The sequence below is a fragment of the Pseudomonas sp. 3B-A001-10F genome, assembly GCF_056313565.1.
The window spans coordinates 106,835-119,964 of sequence record NZ_JBQYFW010000008.1; the positions used below are offsets into that span (position 1 = coordinate 106,835).

13 protein-coding genes are annotated in these 13,130 nt (G+C 58.9%); 8 read left to right on the plus strand and 5 right to left on the minus strand.

The window, feature by feature from the left end; genetic code table 11:
* Positions 1–72 precede the first annotated feature (72 nt).
* Both AC0ZWN_RS10485 and AC0ZWN_RS10490 read left to right on the plus strand, forming a co-directional pair.
* Positions 73–1,422, plus strand: a complete 1,350-nt coding sequence (locus tag AC0ZWN_RS10485) for a carbohydrate porin (protein WP_150693291.1) — start codon at positions 73–75, stop codon at positions 1,420–1,422.
* 114 nt (positions 1,423–1,536) lie between these two features.
* Positions 1,537–2,391, plus strand: coding sequence for a D-hexose-6-phosphate mutarotase (locus AC0ZWN_RS10490; protein ID WP_093430701.1), 855 nt, complete (start codon positions 1,537–1,539; stop codon positions 2,389–2,391).
* A 208-nt stretch (positions 2,392–2,599) separates the two neighbouring features.
* Here AC0ZWN_RS10490 and AC0ZWN_RS10495 read toward each other — a convergent pair whose 3' ends face one another.
* Complete coding sequence (locus AC0ZWN_RS10495) at positions 2,600–3,460, minus strand: MurR/RpiR family transcriptional regulator (protein ID WP_171057240.1); 861 nt, start codon at positions 3,458–3,460, stop codon at positions 2,600–2,602.
* A gap of 226 nt (positions 3,461–3,686) precedes the next feature.
* On the opposite strand from AC0ZWN_RS10495, the gene zwf reads away from it, so the two are divergent.
* The 4 genes from zwf to AC0ZWN_RS10515 all read left to right on the plus strand — a co-directional run bounded on the left by zwf (position 3,687) and on the right by AC0ZWN_RS10515 (position 7,280).
* Positions 3,687–5,153: a glucose-6-phosphate dehydrogenase gene (zwf, locus tag AC0ZWN_RS10500; protein ID WP_077574250.1), complete on the plus strand. Its 1,467-nt coding sequence runs from the start codon at positions 3,687–3,689 to the stop codon at positions 5,151–5,153.
* The gene (gene pgl / locus AC0ZWN_RS10505) at positions 5,140–5,850 is read left to right on the plus strand and encodes a 6-phosphogluconolactonase (protein WP_034153386.1); all 711 of its coding nucleotides are present in this window, start codon (positions 5,140–5,142) and stop codon (positions 5,848–5,850) included. The genes zwf and pgl overlap by 14 nt, the downstream gene beginning before the upstream one ends.
* Positions 5,851–5,867: 17 nt before the next feature.
* Positions 5,868–6,533 (plus strand): bifunctional 4-hydroxy-2-oxoglutarate aldolase/2-dehydro-3-deoxy-phosphogluconate aldolase, encoded by a 666-nt coding sequence (locus tag AC0ZWN_RS10510; RefSeq protein WP_008082815.1) that lies wholly within the window; start codon positions 5,868–5,870, stop codon positions 6,531–6,533.
* Positions 6,534–6,704: 171 nt separating this feature from the next.
* Positions 6,705–7,280: a hypothetical protein gene (locus AC0ZWN_RS10515; RefSeq protein ID WP_476334979.1), complete on the plus strand. Its 576-nt coding sequence runs from the start codon at positions 6,705–6,707 to the stop codon at positions 7,278–7,280.
* Here AC0ZWN_RS10515 and AC0ZWN_RS10520 read toward each other — a convergent pair.
* Together AC0ZWN_RS10520 and AC0ZWN_RS10525 are read right to left on the minus strand one after the other, a co-directional pair.
* Positions 7,277–8,458 (minus strand): aminotransferase class V-fold PLP-dependent enzyme, encoded by a 1,182-nt coding sequence (locus tag AC0ZWN_RS10520; RefSeq protein WP_476334980.1) that lies wholly within the window; start codon positions 8,456–8,458, stop codon positions 7,277–7,279. The genes AC0ZWN_RS10515 and AC0ZWN_RS10520 overlap by 4 nt on opposite strands.
* A gap of 29 nt (positions 8,459–8,487) precedes the next feature.
* Complete coding sequence (locus AC0ZWN_RS10525) at positions 8,488–8,724, minus strand: DUF3820 family protein (RefSeq protein ID WP_003227425.1); 237 nt, start codon at positions 8,722–8,724, stop codon at positions 8,488–8,490.
* Between the two features lie 204 nt (positions 8,725–8,928).
* Between AC0ZWN_RS10525 and AC0ZWN_RS10530 the strand changes: the two genes are divergently transcribed.
* Positions 8,929–9,396 carry a ferritin-like domain-containing protein gene (locus AC0ZWN_RS10530; protein WP_016983691.1) on the plus strand — a complete coding sequence of 156 codons (468 nt, stop codon included), beginning with the start codon at positions 8,929–8,931 and terminating at the stop codon, positions 9,394–9,396.
* A gap of 271 nt (positions 9,397–9,667) precedes the next feature.
* Here AC0ZWN_RS10530 and AC0ZWN_RS10535 read toward each other — a convergent pair whose 3' ends face one another.
* Positions 9,668–10,138 carry a MaoC family dehydratase gene (locus AC0ZWN_RS10535; protein ID WP_476334981.1) on the minus strand — a complete coding sequence of 157 codons (471 nt, stop codon included), beginning with the start codon at positions 10,136–10,138 and terminating at the stop codon, positions 9,668–9,670.
* 42 nt (positions 10,139–10,180) lie between these two features.
* Positions 10,181–11,125, minus strand: a complete 945-nt coding sequence (locus AC0ZWN_RS10540) for a lysophospholipase (RefSeq protein ID WP_476334982.1) — start codon at positions 11,123–11,125, stop codon at positions 10,181–10,183.
* Positions 11,126–11,324: 199 nt separating this feature from the next.
* Here AC0ZWN_RS10540 and fadD2 point away from each other — a divergent pair, with 199 nt between their 5' ends.
* Positions 11,325–13,013 (plus strand): long-chain-fatty-acid--CoA ligase FadD2, encoded by a 1,689-nt coding sequence (gene fadD2, locus AC0ZWN_RS10545; RefSeq protein WP_476334983.1) that lies wholly within the window; start codon positions 11,325–11,327, stop codon positions 13,011–13,013.
* The last annotated feature ends 117 nt before the right edge of the window (positions 13,014–13,130 follow it).

The window sequence follows — 13,130 nt, forward strand, 5'->3', positions numbered from 1 at the left end:
GTAATCCATCGCACTTTATGTAAACCGCGTTAGATAAAAACAGTTAATAACAATAAAGACGAGGATGTAGGGATGAAAAAGAAACACGTCAATGCCCGGTTGATCTGCCAAGTGTCGGCTGCGGCGGCCTTGGTGCTGGCCGGTAACGCCATGGCGGCGGATGCCTTCAGTTCCGATTCGAAATGGATGACCGGCGACTGGGGTGGCGAGCGTACCAAGCTGATCGAGCAGGGTATCGATATCAAGGCTGACTACGTTGGGGAAGTCGGTGGCAACCTGAACGGTGGCTACAACGACGACAAGACTGCGCGTTACGCTGACCAGTTCGGTCTGGGCGTGGCACTCGATCTGCAAAAGCTGTGGGGCTGGGATAACACTCAGGCGAAGATCCAGCTGACCAACCGTAACGGCTACAACATCTCCAACGACCGCGTTGGCGATCCGCGTGCCGGCACCTTGAGTTCGTCGCAAGAAGTTTACGGCCGTGGCCACATGGTGCGTCTGACCCAGTTGTGGATTCAGCACCAGTTCTTCGACAACAAACTCGACGTCAAGGCCGGTTACTTCGGTGAAGGCGAAGACTTCAACACCTTCCCGTGCGACTTCCAGAACCTGGCGTTCTGCGGCTCGCAAGTGGGTAACTGGGCGACCAACATCTGGTACAACTGGCCGGTCAGTCAGGCCGCGATCCGTGTGAAGTACAACATCAACGACGAGCTCTACGCGCAGATCGGTGCGTACAACCAGAACCCGTCGCAGTTGGAACACGGCAACGGCTTCAAGCTCAGTGGCAGCGGCACCAAAGGTACCGTTCTTCCGGTCGAGCTGGTCTGGTCGCCGAAGGTCAACAGCCTGCCAGGCGAATACCGCGTCGGTTACTACAAGAGCACCGCTGATGCCGACGACGTTCGTGAAGACGTCAACGGTTTCGACGCGGCAACCACGCGCGACGCTTACAAAACCCACAGCAGCAAAAGCGGCTACTGGTTCGTGGCGCAACAGCAACTCACCAGCCATAACGGTGATGCTTCTCGCGGTCTGAACATTGCTGCCAACGCCACGTTCCACGACAAGGACACCAACTTCATCGACAACTACCAGTCGGTGATGTTTGTCTACAAAGGCCCGTTCGACGCGCGTCCGAAGGATGACGTCGGTATCGGCGCGGCGCGTATCCACGTCAACGATGACGTGAAGAAAAACGCCGAACTACTAAACGCTTCCAACGGTGTTTCGGACTACGACAATCCGGTGTTCTCGCCAATTCGTGAAACCGAATACAACTACGAGATCAACTACGGCTTCCACGTCACCAACTGGCTGACCGTACGTCCTAACCTGCAATACATCACTCACCCGGGTGGTGTGGATGAAGTGGACAACGCTTTGGTCGCTGGCCTGAAAATTCAGTCTACGTTCTAACGCGTCTGCGATAAGCTCCTCTCTATGTGCGCATATTTGCGGACAGCCCAGGCTGTCCGCTTTTTTTTGGGGGGCGGCGCACCCCTGTGAAAGACGAGTTCAGGATCGTGGCAAATGCATGAGCATCCGCTACAACGCTTCTTCAAATCCCTGCGTGAACAACCGGTGTTCGCCTGGGAGCGCTATCAGATGCGCGACGTGTTGGTGATCGATCACCCGCTGTGTCAGGCGGTGTTCAGTCGTCAGGGCGCGCAGTTGCTGCACTTTCAGCCGCGTGGGCAAAAGCCGTGGTTGTGGTGCGCGGCGAAGTGGCCGCATGTCGGCGCTATTCGCGGTGGCGTGCCGGTGTGCTGGCCGTGGTATGGCCGTCATCCCAGCGAAAACGCCTGGCCATCGCATGGTTGGGCGCGCTTGCTCGACTGGAAGCTGCTCGACAGCAGCAGCGCCGAAGACGGCGTGCGCCTGCATTGGCAATTGCAGCTGTGCGACTGGCAGGTCGACCTGCACGCGCATCTGGGCGAACGCATGGAATTACGCCTGAGTACCGAGCATCAGGACGACATGCCATGCCAGTTGAGCCAGGCTTTGCACGCTTACTGGCGTATTGGCGATGTCGGCGAGATAGCGCTGTCTGGGCTTGAAGGGGCGCAGGGCTATGACCAGTTGAATCGGCAGATTTGTCAGCAGGAAGGCGAGTTGCGAGTGGATGGCGGCTGTCAGCGGGTGTTCCAGCATGACGGTGAATTGCAGCTGAAAGATCACGCCTGGCAGCGCGAGTTGTGCATTGATACCGGTGACAGTGCGGATACGGTGGTGTGGCATCCGGGCGCGCGGCCGTTGTTGGGCGTGACGTGGGATGAGATTTCGGAGTTTGTCTGCGTGGAAGCGGCGGCGGGTGGGACTGACAGCCTGCATTTAGCGCCGGGGGAGAAGGCGCATTTGAGTTTGCAGGCGTGGGCGGCGGCTTGAGTGTGTCAAGTACACCGCTACCCTCACCCTAGCCCTCTCCCAGAGGGAGAGGGGACTGATTGCGGGATATTGGAGAGTTTCACCGAAATGAAAGATCGGCTGTGAATCCATAATCGACTCGGTCTCTCAGGTCGATGCATGACGGAAGACACGTCGGTCGGCCCCCTCTCCCTCCGGGAGAGGGCTGGGGTGAGGGTGCTTTTGATCTTTAGTTGAATTCATCCCCAACCGGATACCGGCTCGCATTCAAGCTCTCTTTGATCTTGCGCAAATGCGGCTGGAAATCCACTCCGCGACGCAAGGTCATCCCCGTCGCCAACACATCCAGCACGGTCAACTGAATGATCCGCGATGTCATCGGCATATAGATGTCAGTGTCTTCCGGCAACGGAATGTTCAGGCTCAAGGTACTCGCCTTGGCCAGCGGCGAATTCTCCGCCGTCAAACCCAACACCGAAGCACCGTTTTCCCGAGCAATACGCGCCACTTCGACCAGTTCACGGGTGCGCCCGGTGTAGGAAATGATCACGAACAACTCACCGGTGTGCGCCACCGAGGCAATCATCCGCTGCATCAACACATCGGCATGCGCGGTCACCGCCAGGTTGAAGCGGAAGAACTTGTGCTGCGCATCCAGTGCCACCGGTGCCGAGGCGCCGAGGCCGAAGAAGTGGATCTGTCGCGCCTGAATCAACAGGTCGACGGCGCGGCTGATCAGGTTCGGATCCAGTGCCTGACAGGCACTGTCCAGCGAGGCAATGGCGCTGCCGAAAATCTTCTGCGTGTACGCCTCGGGATTGTCGTCGGCCTCGACCGCGCGGCTGACATACGCCGCGCCACTGGCCAGACTCTGCGCCAGTTGCAGTTTGAGTTCGGGATAGCCGCTGACACCGAACGAACGGCAGAAACGGTTGACCGTCGGTTCGCTCACCGAGGCTGCCTGGGCGAGGGCGGCGATGCTGAAGCGGGTGGCCTGCTGCGGGTTGAGCAGGATCACCTCGGCGACTTTGCGTTCGGCCTTGTTCAGGTCTTCAAGGCGACTCTGGATCTGTTCCAGTAAATTTCGCACGCGGTCCATATGGAATTCCTAATTCACCTGCGCAAAGGTGCGCCGGGCTATGCAAATTGGGCCTTTGATATGGCCCGTAACGGTGGCCTATCCTACTGATGCGTCCGAGCGACCACCACTCGGAATCTGTATTTTGCGAAAATGTTGTGGTTATTACTACATTTTCCCTTGAGTGATGCCTTGAAAAAAGGTATTTGTAGCTTAACTTGATAAAAGAACAAACATCATGCCTTCGATTACGGTTGAACCGTGCACCTTTGCCTTGTTCGGCGCGCTTGGCGATCTGGCCCTGCGCAAGCTGTTTCCTGCCCTTTATCACCTCGATGGCGCCGATCTGTTGCACGAGGACACGCGCATCATCGCGTTGGCCCGTGAAGAAGGTTCCCAGCAACAGCACATGGCGTTCATCGCCGCCGAACTGCGTCGTTATGTGGGCAAAGAGCTGGACGAGGCCGTCGCCGAGCGTTTTCTCGCACGCCTGACCTACCTGCACGTCGACTTCCTCAAATCCGAAGATTACGTGGCGCTGGCCGAACTGGCTGGCAGCACGCAACGCATGATTGCCTACTTCGCCACCCCTGCGGCGGTGTACGGCGCGATCTGCGAAAACCTGGCGAAAGTCGGTCTGGCAGAAAATACCCGCGTGGTACTGGAAAAGCCGATCGGCTCCGACCTCGAATCCTCGCGCAAGGTTAACGACGCCGTGGCGCAGTTCTTCCCGGAGAACCGTACCTACCGCATCGACCACTACCTGGGCAAAGAAACCGTTCAGAACCTGATCGCCCTGCGTTTCGCCAACAGCCTGTTCGAAACCCAGTGGAACCAGAATTACATCTCCCACGTGGAAATCACCGTGGCCGAGAAGGTTGGTATCGAAGGCCGCTGGGGCTACTTCGACAAGGCCGGCCAACTGCGCGACATGATCCAGAATCACCTGTTACAGCTGCTTTGCCTGATCGCCATGGACCCGCCGGCCGACCTGTCCGCCGACAGCATCCGCGACGAAAAGGTAAAAGTGCTCAAGGCCCTGGCGCCGATCAGTCCGGAAGGCCTGACCACGCAGGTCGTGCGTGGCCAGTACATTGCCGGCCACAGCGAAGGCAAATCCGTACCGGGTTACCTCGAAGAACCGAACTCCAATACCCAGAGCGACACCGAAACCTTCGTCGCTTTGCGTGCCGATATCCGCAACTGGCGCTGGGCCGGCGTGCCGTTCTACCTGCGCACCGGCAAACGCATGCCGCAAAAACTGTCGCAGATCGTCATCCACTTCAAGGAACCGTCGCACTACATCTTCGCCCCTGAGCAGCGCCTGCAGATCAGCAACAAACTGATCATTCGCCTGCAACCGGACGAAGGCATTTCCTTGCGCGTGATGACCAAAGAGCAGGGCCTGGACAAAGGCATGCAACTGCGCAGCGGCCCGCTGCAACTGAATTTCTCCGACACCTGGCGTAGCGCGCGGATTCCCGATGCCTACGAGCGGTTGTTGCTGGAAGTGATGAACGGCAATCAGAACCTGTTTGTCCGTAAAGATGAAATCGAAGCCGCGTGGAAGTGGTGTGACCAACTGATCGCCGGGTGGAAAAAATCCGGTGACGCGCCCAAGCCGTATGCGGCCGGGTCGTGGGGGCCGATGAGCTCCATTGCATTGATCACGCGGGACGGGAGGTCGTGGTATGGCGATATCTGATGTGCAACTGCCTGCGGGCGTGAATGCCCACGAATTCAAAAGCCCGGTGTTGTTGGCCGAAGGTCTGGCGCTGAACGTGGCCAAGCAATTGAGCGAAGCCATTGCTGCACGCGGCAACGCGGTGCTGGTGGTGTCCGGCGGTCGTAGCCCGGTGGCGTTTTTCCAGCACCTGGCCAAGCAGGAACTGGACTGGTCGAAGGTCGTCGTGACCCTCGCCGACGAGCGCTGGGTACCGGTTGAACATGCCGACAGTAATGCCGGTCTGCTCAAGCAGTATCTGCTCAAAGGCCCGGCGGCCAAGGCGCAGTTCCTCAGCCTGTATAGCGCGGCGGCCAACGTCGAGCAGGCTGCTGAACAGGCTGACCGCTTGCTTGCCGAATTGCCGCCGATTGACGTGCTGGTATTGGGCATGGGTGATGACGGCCACACGGCGTCGCTGTTCCCCGACAGCCCGAACCTCGCCGAAGCGCTGCAGGCTGATGGCACGCGCCGTTGCTGGCCGATGCTGGCGCCAAGCGTGCCGCGTCAACGCCTGACCATGAGCCGTGCGCTGCTGGCCTCGGCCAAACACAAGATTCTGTCGATTTCCGGTCAGTCGAAACTGACCACCCTGAATGCCGCACTGGCATCCGACGTCGCCGCCATGCCGGTGCGCGCGTTTCTGCAACCTACGTTAGAGATTTACTGGTGCCCATGAGCCAAGGAACAGCCGCTATGACAACCCCATCCCCGACCGTTTCCATGGCGGACAAAGTTGCCCTGATCGACAGCCTCTGCGCCAAGGCGCGGATCCTGCCGGTGATCACCATCGCTCGCGAACAGGACGTGCTGCCACTGGCTGACGCTCTGGCTGCCGGTGGCCTCACCGCGCTGGAAGTGACCCTGCGTTCGCAGTTTGGCCTCAAGGCCATCCAGATCCTGCGCGACCAGCGTCCGGAATTGATGACCGGTGCCGGCACCGTGCTCGATCGCAACATGCTCGCGGCTGCCGAAGCCGCTGGCTCGCAGTTCATCGTCACCCCAGGCATCACCCGTGACCTGCTGGAAGCCAGTGTCGACAGCCCGATTCCGCTGTTGCCGGGCATCAGCAACGCCTCCGGCATCATGGAAGGCTACGGTCTGGGTTATCGCCGCTTCAAGCTGTTCCCGGCTGAAGTCAGCGGTGGCGTGGCGGCAATCAAGGCCCTCGGCGGTCCGTTCGGCGAAGTGAAATTCTGCCCGACTGGCGGCGTCGGCCCGGCCAACATCAAGAGCTACATGGCGCTGAAAAACGTCATGTGCGTGGGCGGTAGCTGGATGCTTGATCCGGAGTGGATCAAGAACGGCGACTGGGCCCGTATTCAGGAATGCACCGCTGAGGCACTGGCGCTGCTGGACTGATTGTTACCAGACACTTCGTTGTGTGTTCTACGGCTTTACGGTGCGCTTGGTCGGTGCACCGTTTTTTTTGCCTTGAAGAAAGTGTCGGGACATCACGCGATACATAGTTACCGCACAGCCGCGTTTGCGTGGCGCTAATCTGCGTTCATCTTACGGAAGAGAGAACGCCTCATGGACGACCAGCAATCTTTAGCTTTATCAGACAACGCTCTGCACCCACGGCAGTTGCCCGTGGTTGGCAGTTTCGATTGGCACAACAGCCAGGGCAAGGTGCGCAACATCAGCGCGGGCATCGAAGGCTTGCCTCTTCTATTGCGGCTGGCCCTGGTCGATGCCATGACCGGCGAGCCGGTCAGTGGCGCCGTGGTCCGCATCGAGCAGCACATTGGCACCGACACACTGTGCGGCAGTCAGTCGACCGACAGTAAAGGCATCGTTCGTTTCACCAGCCTTTACCCGGATCGGCAAACTGCCTTTTCATGCATCGCTCTGAGCGTCGCCATCGCCAATGACGATCAACAGCCGCAGCTGTACCAGGAGGCCTGGGCGGGGCGCCTGCATCTGCCCTGTGCCTGCAATTGCACAGCCACTGATAACGATGCCGTTCGGCTGGCGTTGCGGCCGATCACAGACGATGGCCCGGAGGACGGCTACTTCGGCAACCTGACGATCGGCGTCGACACCTTTGCACTGTCATCGCAGATCGGCGTGGCGGGCTATGACAAATACCTGATCACGGTGTTTTAGCGCAGCTCGTTCAGCGCCCGCACCAGTAACTGCATGTCGGCAGCGGTGGTGGTCAGCCCCGGTGTAATGCGGATGCTCGGCCCGCTGGCTGCGCCATGGCGCACCACGGTGAACAGGTTGTAGTCGTTGAGCAGACGCTCGGCCATCGCCTGTTGATCGTCGTGCCGAGTGAAGCGCATGGATGTGATGCCGCAGTACAGCCGAGGGTCGTCTGGCGTCATCACTTCGATGCCCGGCAAGTGCCGCACCGCGCTGACCCAGAGGTTGCGCAGATAATTCAGGCGAGCACCTTTGGCCGGAGCGCCGCCGAGGGAACGGTGCTCTTCGAACACCAGCGGCAAAGTCATCAGCGCCGGAATGTTGGGCGTGCTGTACGAAGTGCGCGCACGGATGTCATTGCCCGGGTAATGCATTTCACCCATGTCCGGATCAATGTCGGCCAGGCGGTGTGGCGCGATATAGAGGAAGCCGAGGGTGAGCGGTGCGCCGATCCATTTGTGCAGGTTGTATCCGGCGAAAGCGATGCCGAGGGCATCAAGATCGAACTCGATCTGACCGAGTGCATGGGCGCCGTCGAGGATGACATCGACGCCATGCTCTTTGGCCAGCGCGGCGATGGCTTGCACTGGCATGACCAGACCGGTGCGGTGAGTGACGTGAGTCAGGGCCATCAGCTTGATTTGCGGATGACCGACGAAGGCTTCGCGGTAAGTCTCCACCAGGCTGTCGTAGCTCGCCGGGTGCACGTGAGCAATCTCGATCACCTCGGCGCCGCGCTGCCTGGCGAGCCAGCGCATGGCGCCTTTGACCGTGTCGTATTCCAGATCGCTGATCAGCACCTGATCGCCCGGTTGCAAGCGGTTGTAGTTGCGAATCAGCGACTGCAGACCTTCGGTGGCATTGCGGGTGAACGCCACACTCTGCGCACGCACGCCAATCAACTCGGCCAGCTGTGCGCGGATATCGAGGTTGTCGTGCTGCTCGAAACGCTGGCGCACGTACACCGAGTTGCTGGTGTTGATCAGCTCGATGTTGCGCTGGTATTCCTCGATCACCGTGCGCGACATGCGCCCGAAATAACCGTTTTCCAGGTTCACGGGACCGGGTTGAACGTCGTAGCGATCGGCGAACGTTCGCCAAAAGGCTTCGTCACGGGCGCGGCGGGTGTTATCGGGCATGGTCGGCTGACTCTAGAGAGGAGGGCGCTTCAGTGGCGCGGGGCAGGTTTGCCGTGTTTGGCGCGCAGCGGTTCGAGCAGGTCCGAGAGGCCGTTATGGTCGATCTCCTGCATCAGCGCGAGCAAGCCACCGAGTTCGCCGTGCGGGAAACCTTCGCGGGCAAACCAGTTCAGGTATGGCCCCGGCAGGTCGGCAATGATCCGGCCTTTGTATTTACCGAAGGGCATTTCGCGGGTGATCAGCAGTTCGAGTTTTTCAGGATTCATCGGTGAGATCGTCTGGCTTCAAATCAGCTTGGAAAATACAGGCATTCTGCATGCAGGCCAAATGACAGATCATGCAAATAACCGTGATACAGATAGTTCACTTATCTTTAACTAGCTGATTTATAAGTATTTTTTAAAAATAAAAAGCTGGCATGCACACTGCAATATCCCTTGCATCTTCAACCAATCGCAAGGAATTGAAAAATGACCGACATGAATAAAGAAGCCATCTCTGTACTCAATGACCTGATTGAAACCAGCAAGGACGGTCAGGAAGGGTTCAAGACTTGCGCTGAAGACATCAAGCACCCAGAACTGAAAACCCTGTTTGTAACTCGCTCCGCTGATTGCGCCACCGCTGCAGCAGAACTGCAAGCCGAAGTTCGCAAGCTGGGCGGCGATCCGGAAACTTCCACCAGCGTTAGCGGTGACCTGCACCGTCGCTGGGTCGACGTCAAAGCCATGTTCACCGGCAAAGACGAAGAGGCTGTGCTGAATGAAGCAGAGCGCGGTGAAGACCATGCGCTGAAGGCCTACAAAGAAGCTCTTGAGAAAATCAGCAAGCACAATCTGGTCGGCATTCGTGATCTGGTTGAACGCCAGTACCACGGTGTGCAACGCAACCACGACCAGGTGAAAGCCCTGCGTAACCAGGCTCGTGCTCGTTCGTAAGCGTTTGCCGGTTGTAAAAAAACGCCAGCTAGTCTGGCGTTTTTTGTGTCTGGAAAAAGCAGAAGCCCCTCACCCTAGCCCTCTCCCGGAGGGAGAGGGAACTGATCGTGGTGGATTTTGGAGATACACCGACTTGAGCGATCTGAGGTGAACTCAGGTTTTGAAAAGCACGGAGATCGGCTCCCTTTCCCCTCGCCCCCCTGGGGGCGGTCCGACGTTTCGGGAGGGCTGGGGTGAGGGGGGAAGCTCTCACTGACACCCCACCAATCAATCAGCCAATGCTGATCGCCGGCAGTGTTGGCAGTGTTACGGTCTGCTGCTTACGCGGCGCCAGAATCTCAGCCTCGCCATCCACCACCAGCTCATCACGCTGGTTGAACACACGAGTGGCAATGCGCACGCGAAACTTCGGCAGCTTCTCGAGAATTTCCAGGCGCACGGTCAGCGTGTCACCGATCTTCACCGGTTTCTGAAAGCTCATCTGCTGACCGATATAAATAGTGCCCGGCCCAGGCAGCTCGCAGGCAACGGCGGCACTGATCAGCGCGCCACTGTACATACCGTGAGCGATACGCTCCTTGAACATGCTCGCGGCGGCAAACTCGGCGTCCAGGTGCACCGGGTTGTGGTCGCCCGACATCGCGGCGAACAGCTGGATGTCGCGCTCTTCGACGGTCTTGCTGTAGCTGGCGGTCTGGCCGACTTCGAGGGCTTCGTAAGGGATGTTGGTAACCTGGGTCATCGGTCTCGATTCCTGTGACGGATTCAGTGAATCCACAAAAAATTATTCGCTGCGATGAGGGCGCGGATGGCTCAAGGCCTGATCGATCCAGGCCAGCACATCAGCGATCACTTCGTCGCGGTTGGTTTCGTTGAACAATTCGTGCCGTGCCTGCGGGTAGATCTTCAGTTGCAGGTGCTGGCTGCCGGCCGTGCGCAAGGCATTGGCCAGATCTGTCAGACGCTTGCCTTCACTCACCGGATCACATTCGCCGCCGATTACCAGCAGCGGCAGGCCCGGGTCGATCTGCGCGAGATTGGACGCTTTGCTGATCTGCTGCAAGCCGCCGAGCAGGTCTATCCACAGTTGATTGGTGCAGCGAAAGCCACACAGTGGGTCGTTGGCGTACAGGTCGACCTCGGCCGGGTCGCGGCTCAGCCAGTCGAACGGTGTGCGCGCCGGTTTGAACTTGTTATTGAACGAGCCGAACGACAGCCACTCGATCAACGCGCTGCGACCCTTGCCACCCTGACGCAGTTTTTCCAGGCGAGCGATCTGCCGCGCAGCGCGGTACAGCGCAACGGGCTGAAAGTTGGAACCACTGAGAATCGCTCCATGCAGGCTGGCGCTGTGATGCAGCAAATAACCTTGGGCGATGTAGCTGCCCATGCTGTGTCCCAGCAGGATGATCGGCACGCCGGGGTGCTGCTGGCCGATGTGCTGATTGAGGCTGGCCAGATCGCCGAGCACTTTGCACCAGCCGTCGTTATCGGCGAAGTGGCCGAGGGTACCGTGATTGGCGGTTTTGCCATGTCCGCGTAAATCCGGCGCGTACACGCCATATCCTTTGTCGCAAAACGTGTCGGCCAGTCGCGCGTAGCGGCCGCTGTGTTCGGCCATGCCATGGGCCAGCAGGATTACCGCTTTCAACGGCGTCGCCGGCAGCCATTGATTGACGAACAGGCGGCTGCGGTCACTCGCGTCCAGCCATAGGGTGTCGTGGATCATGGCGATTCCTTTGCTCAGAGTCGGATCATTGTATAGCGCGTCTGATCAGCTCACGCCACGGCAGGAAGATTCACACGATCAATGACGGCTTTGGCCATATTTGCCTCAATGGCCATAACTGCTAGTGTCCGTGAAGCTCCGCTTTTTCAGAAATGACAGAAAGCGGCCCGGATCGGCTCAGGTAAAGAGGACAAGAACAATGCAACCTGATTTCTGGAACGACAAACGCCCGGCCGGCGTACCGCTGGGCATCGACATGGGTGAGTTCAAGTCGGTGATCGAGGTGTTCGAGCGTTCCTGCAAGAAGTTCGCTGATCGCCCGGCGTTCAGCAATATGGGGATCACCCTGACTTACGCTGAACTTGAGCGGCAGAGCGCCGCCTTCGCCGGTTACCTGCAGGCGCATACCGATCTGGTTCCGGGCGATCGCATCGCCGTGCAGATGCCCAACATCCTGCATTACCCGATTGCCGTGTTCGGTGCACTGCGTGCCGGGCTGATCGTGGTCAACACCAACCCGCTGTATACCGCACGGGAGATGCGCCACCAGTTCAAGGATTCCGGTGCACGCGCGTTGGTGTACCTGAACATGTTCGGCCAGAAAGTCCAGGAAGTGCTGGCCGATACCGACATTCAGTACCTGATCGAAGCGAAGATGGGCGACCTGATGCCCACCGCCAAGGGCTGGCTGGTCAACACCGTGGTCAGCAAAGTGAAGAAAATGGTCCCGGCGTATTCGTTGCCGCAGGCGATCTCCTTCAAGAGCGCACTGCGCATGGGCCGTGGCCTGGGGATCAAGCCGCTGAAGGTCAGCCTCGACGACATCGCCGTGCTGCAATACACCGGTGGCACCACCGGGCTGGCGAAAGGCGCGATGCTCACCCACGGCAATCTAGTGGCGAACATGCAGCAAGTGCGCGCCTGTCTCGCGCAACTCGGCCCGGACGGGCAGCCGCTGCTGCGCGAAGGCCAGGAAGTGATGATCGCGCCGTTGCCGCTGTATCACATCTATGCCTTCACCGCGAACTGCATGTGCATGATGGTTTCCGGCAACCACAACGTGCTGATCAGCAACCCGCGCGACATTGCCGGCTTCATCAAGGAGCTGAAGAACTGGCGCTTCTCCGCTCTGTTGGGCCTGAACACCTTGTTCGTGGCGCTGATGGATCACCCGGATTTCAAGACCCTCGATTTCTCCAGTCTGAAGCTCACCAACTCCGGCGGCACCGCGCTGGTCAAAGCCACCGCCGAGCGCTGGGAACAGATGACCGGTTGCCGCATCACCGAGGGTTACGGCCTGACCGAAACCTCGCCAGTGGCCTGCACCAACCCGTACGGCGACCAGTCGCGGCTGGGCACGGTCGGTTTGCCGGTGCCGGGCACGTTGCTCAAAGTCATCAACGATGACGGTGTCGAACAGCCGATGGGCGAGCGCGGCGAGTTGTGCATCAAGGGCCCGCAGATCATGAAAGGTTATTGGCACAAGCCTGAGGCCACTGCCGAAGTGCTGGATGCCGAGGGCTGGTTCAAGTCCGGTGACATCGCGGTGATCGATCCGGACGGTTTCGTGCGCATCGTTGATCGCAAGAAGGACATGATCATCGTCTCCGGTTTCAACGTTTATCCGAATGAAATCGAAGACGTGGTCATGGCCCATCCGAAAGTCGCCAACTGCGCGGTCATCGGCGTGCCGGACGAGCGTTCGGGCGAGGCGGTGAAGCTGTTTGTGGTGGCGCGGGAAACCGGGGTCAGCCTCGAAGAGCTCAAGGCCTACTGCAAAGAGAATTTCACCGCGTACAAAGTGCCGAAACACATTGTGTTGCGTGAGTCATTGCCGATGACGCCTGTCGGGAAAATTCTGCGGCGTGAGTTGCGCGATATCGCGTAAAAGTCAAAAACACAAAGATCGCAGCCTTCGGCAGCTCCTACCTTGGAATGCATTTCCTGTAGGAGCCTGCCGAAGGCTGCGATCTTTTGCTTTAAGTCCCCGAAAACCGGGGCTTCA

What these genes read in the sequence shown, in the direction of transcription:
- AC0ZWN_RS10485 (WP_150693291.1), top strand. Translation starts at nt 73, where the DNA reads ATGAAAAAGAAACACGTCAATGCCCGGTTGATCTGCCAAGTGTCGGCT.
- AC0ZWN_RS10490 (WP_093430701.1), top strand. Translation starts at nt 1,537, where the DNA reads ATGCATGAGCATCCGCTACAACGCTTCTTCAAATCCCTGCGTGAACAA.
- zwf (WP_077574250.1), top strand. Translation starts at nt 3,687, where the DNA reads ATGCCTTCGATTACGGTTGAACCGTGCACCTTTGCCTTGTTCGGCGCG.
- pgl (WP_034153386.1), top strand. Translation starts at nt 5,140, where the DNA reads ATGGCGATATCTGATGTGCAACTGCCTGCGGGCGTGAATGCCCACGAA.
- AC0ZWN_RS10510 (WP_008082815.1), top strand. Translation starts at nt 5,868, where the DNA reads ATGACAACCCCATCCCCGACCGTTTCCATGGCGGACAAAGTTGCCCTG.
- AC0ZWN_RS10515 (WP_476334979.1), top strand. Translation starts at nt 6,705, where the DNA reads ATGGACGACCAGCAATCTTTAGCTTTATCAGACAACGCTCTGCACCCA.
- AC0ZWN_RS10520 (WP_476334980.1), bottom strand. Translation starts at nt 8,458, where the DNA reads ATGCCCGATAACACCCGCCGCGCCCGTGACGAAGCCTTTTGGCGAACG.
- AC0ZWN_RS10525 (WP_003227425.1), bottom strand. Translation starts at nt 8,724, where the DNA reads ATGAATCCTGAAAAACTCGAACTGCTGATCACCCGCGAAATGCCCTTC.
- AC0ZWN_RS10530 (WP_016983691.1), top strand. Translation starts at nt 8,929, where the DNA reads ATGACCGACATGAATAAAGAAGCCATCTCTGTACTCAATGACCTGATT.
- AC0ZWN_RS10535 (WP_476334981.1), bottom strand. Translation starts at nt 10,138, where the DNA reads ATGACCCAGGTTACCAACATCCCTTACGAAGCCCTCGAAGTCGGCCAG.
- AC0ZWN_RS10540 (WP_476334982.1), bottom strand. Translation starts at nt 11,125, where the DNA reads ATGATCCACGACACCCTATGGCTGGACGCGAGTGACCGCAGCCGCCTG.
- fadD2 (WP_476334983.1), top strand. Translation starts at nt 11,325, where the DNA reads ATGCAACCTGATTTCTGGAACGACAAACGCCCGGCCGGCGTACCGCTG.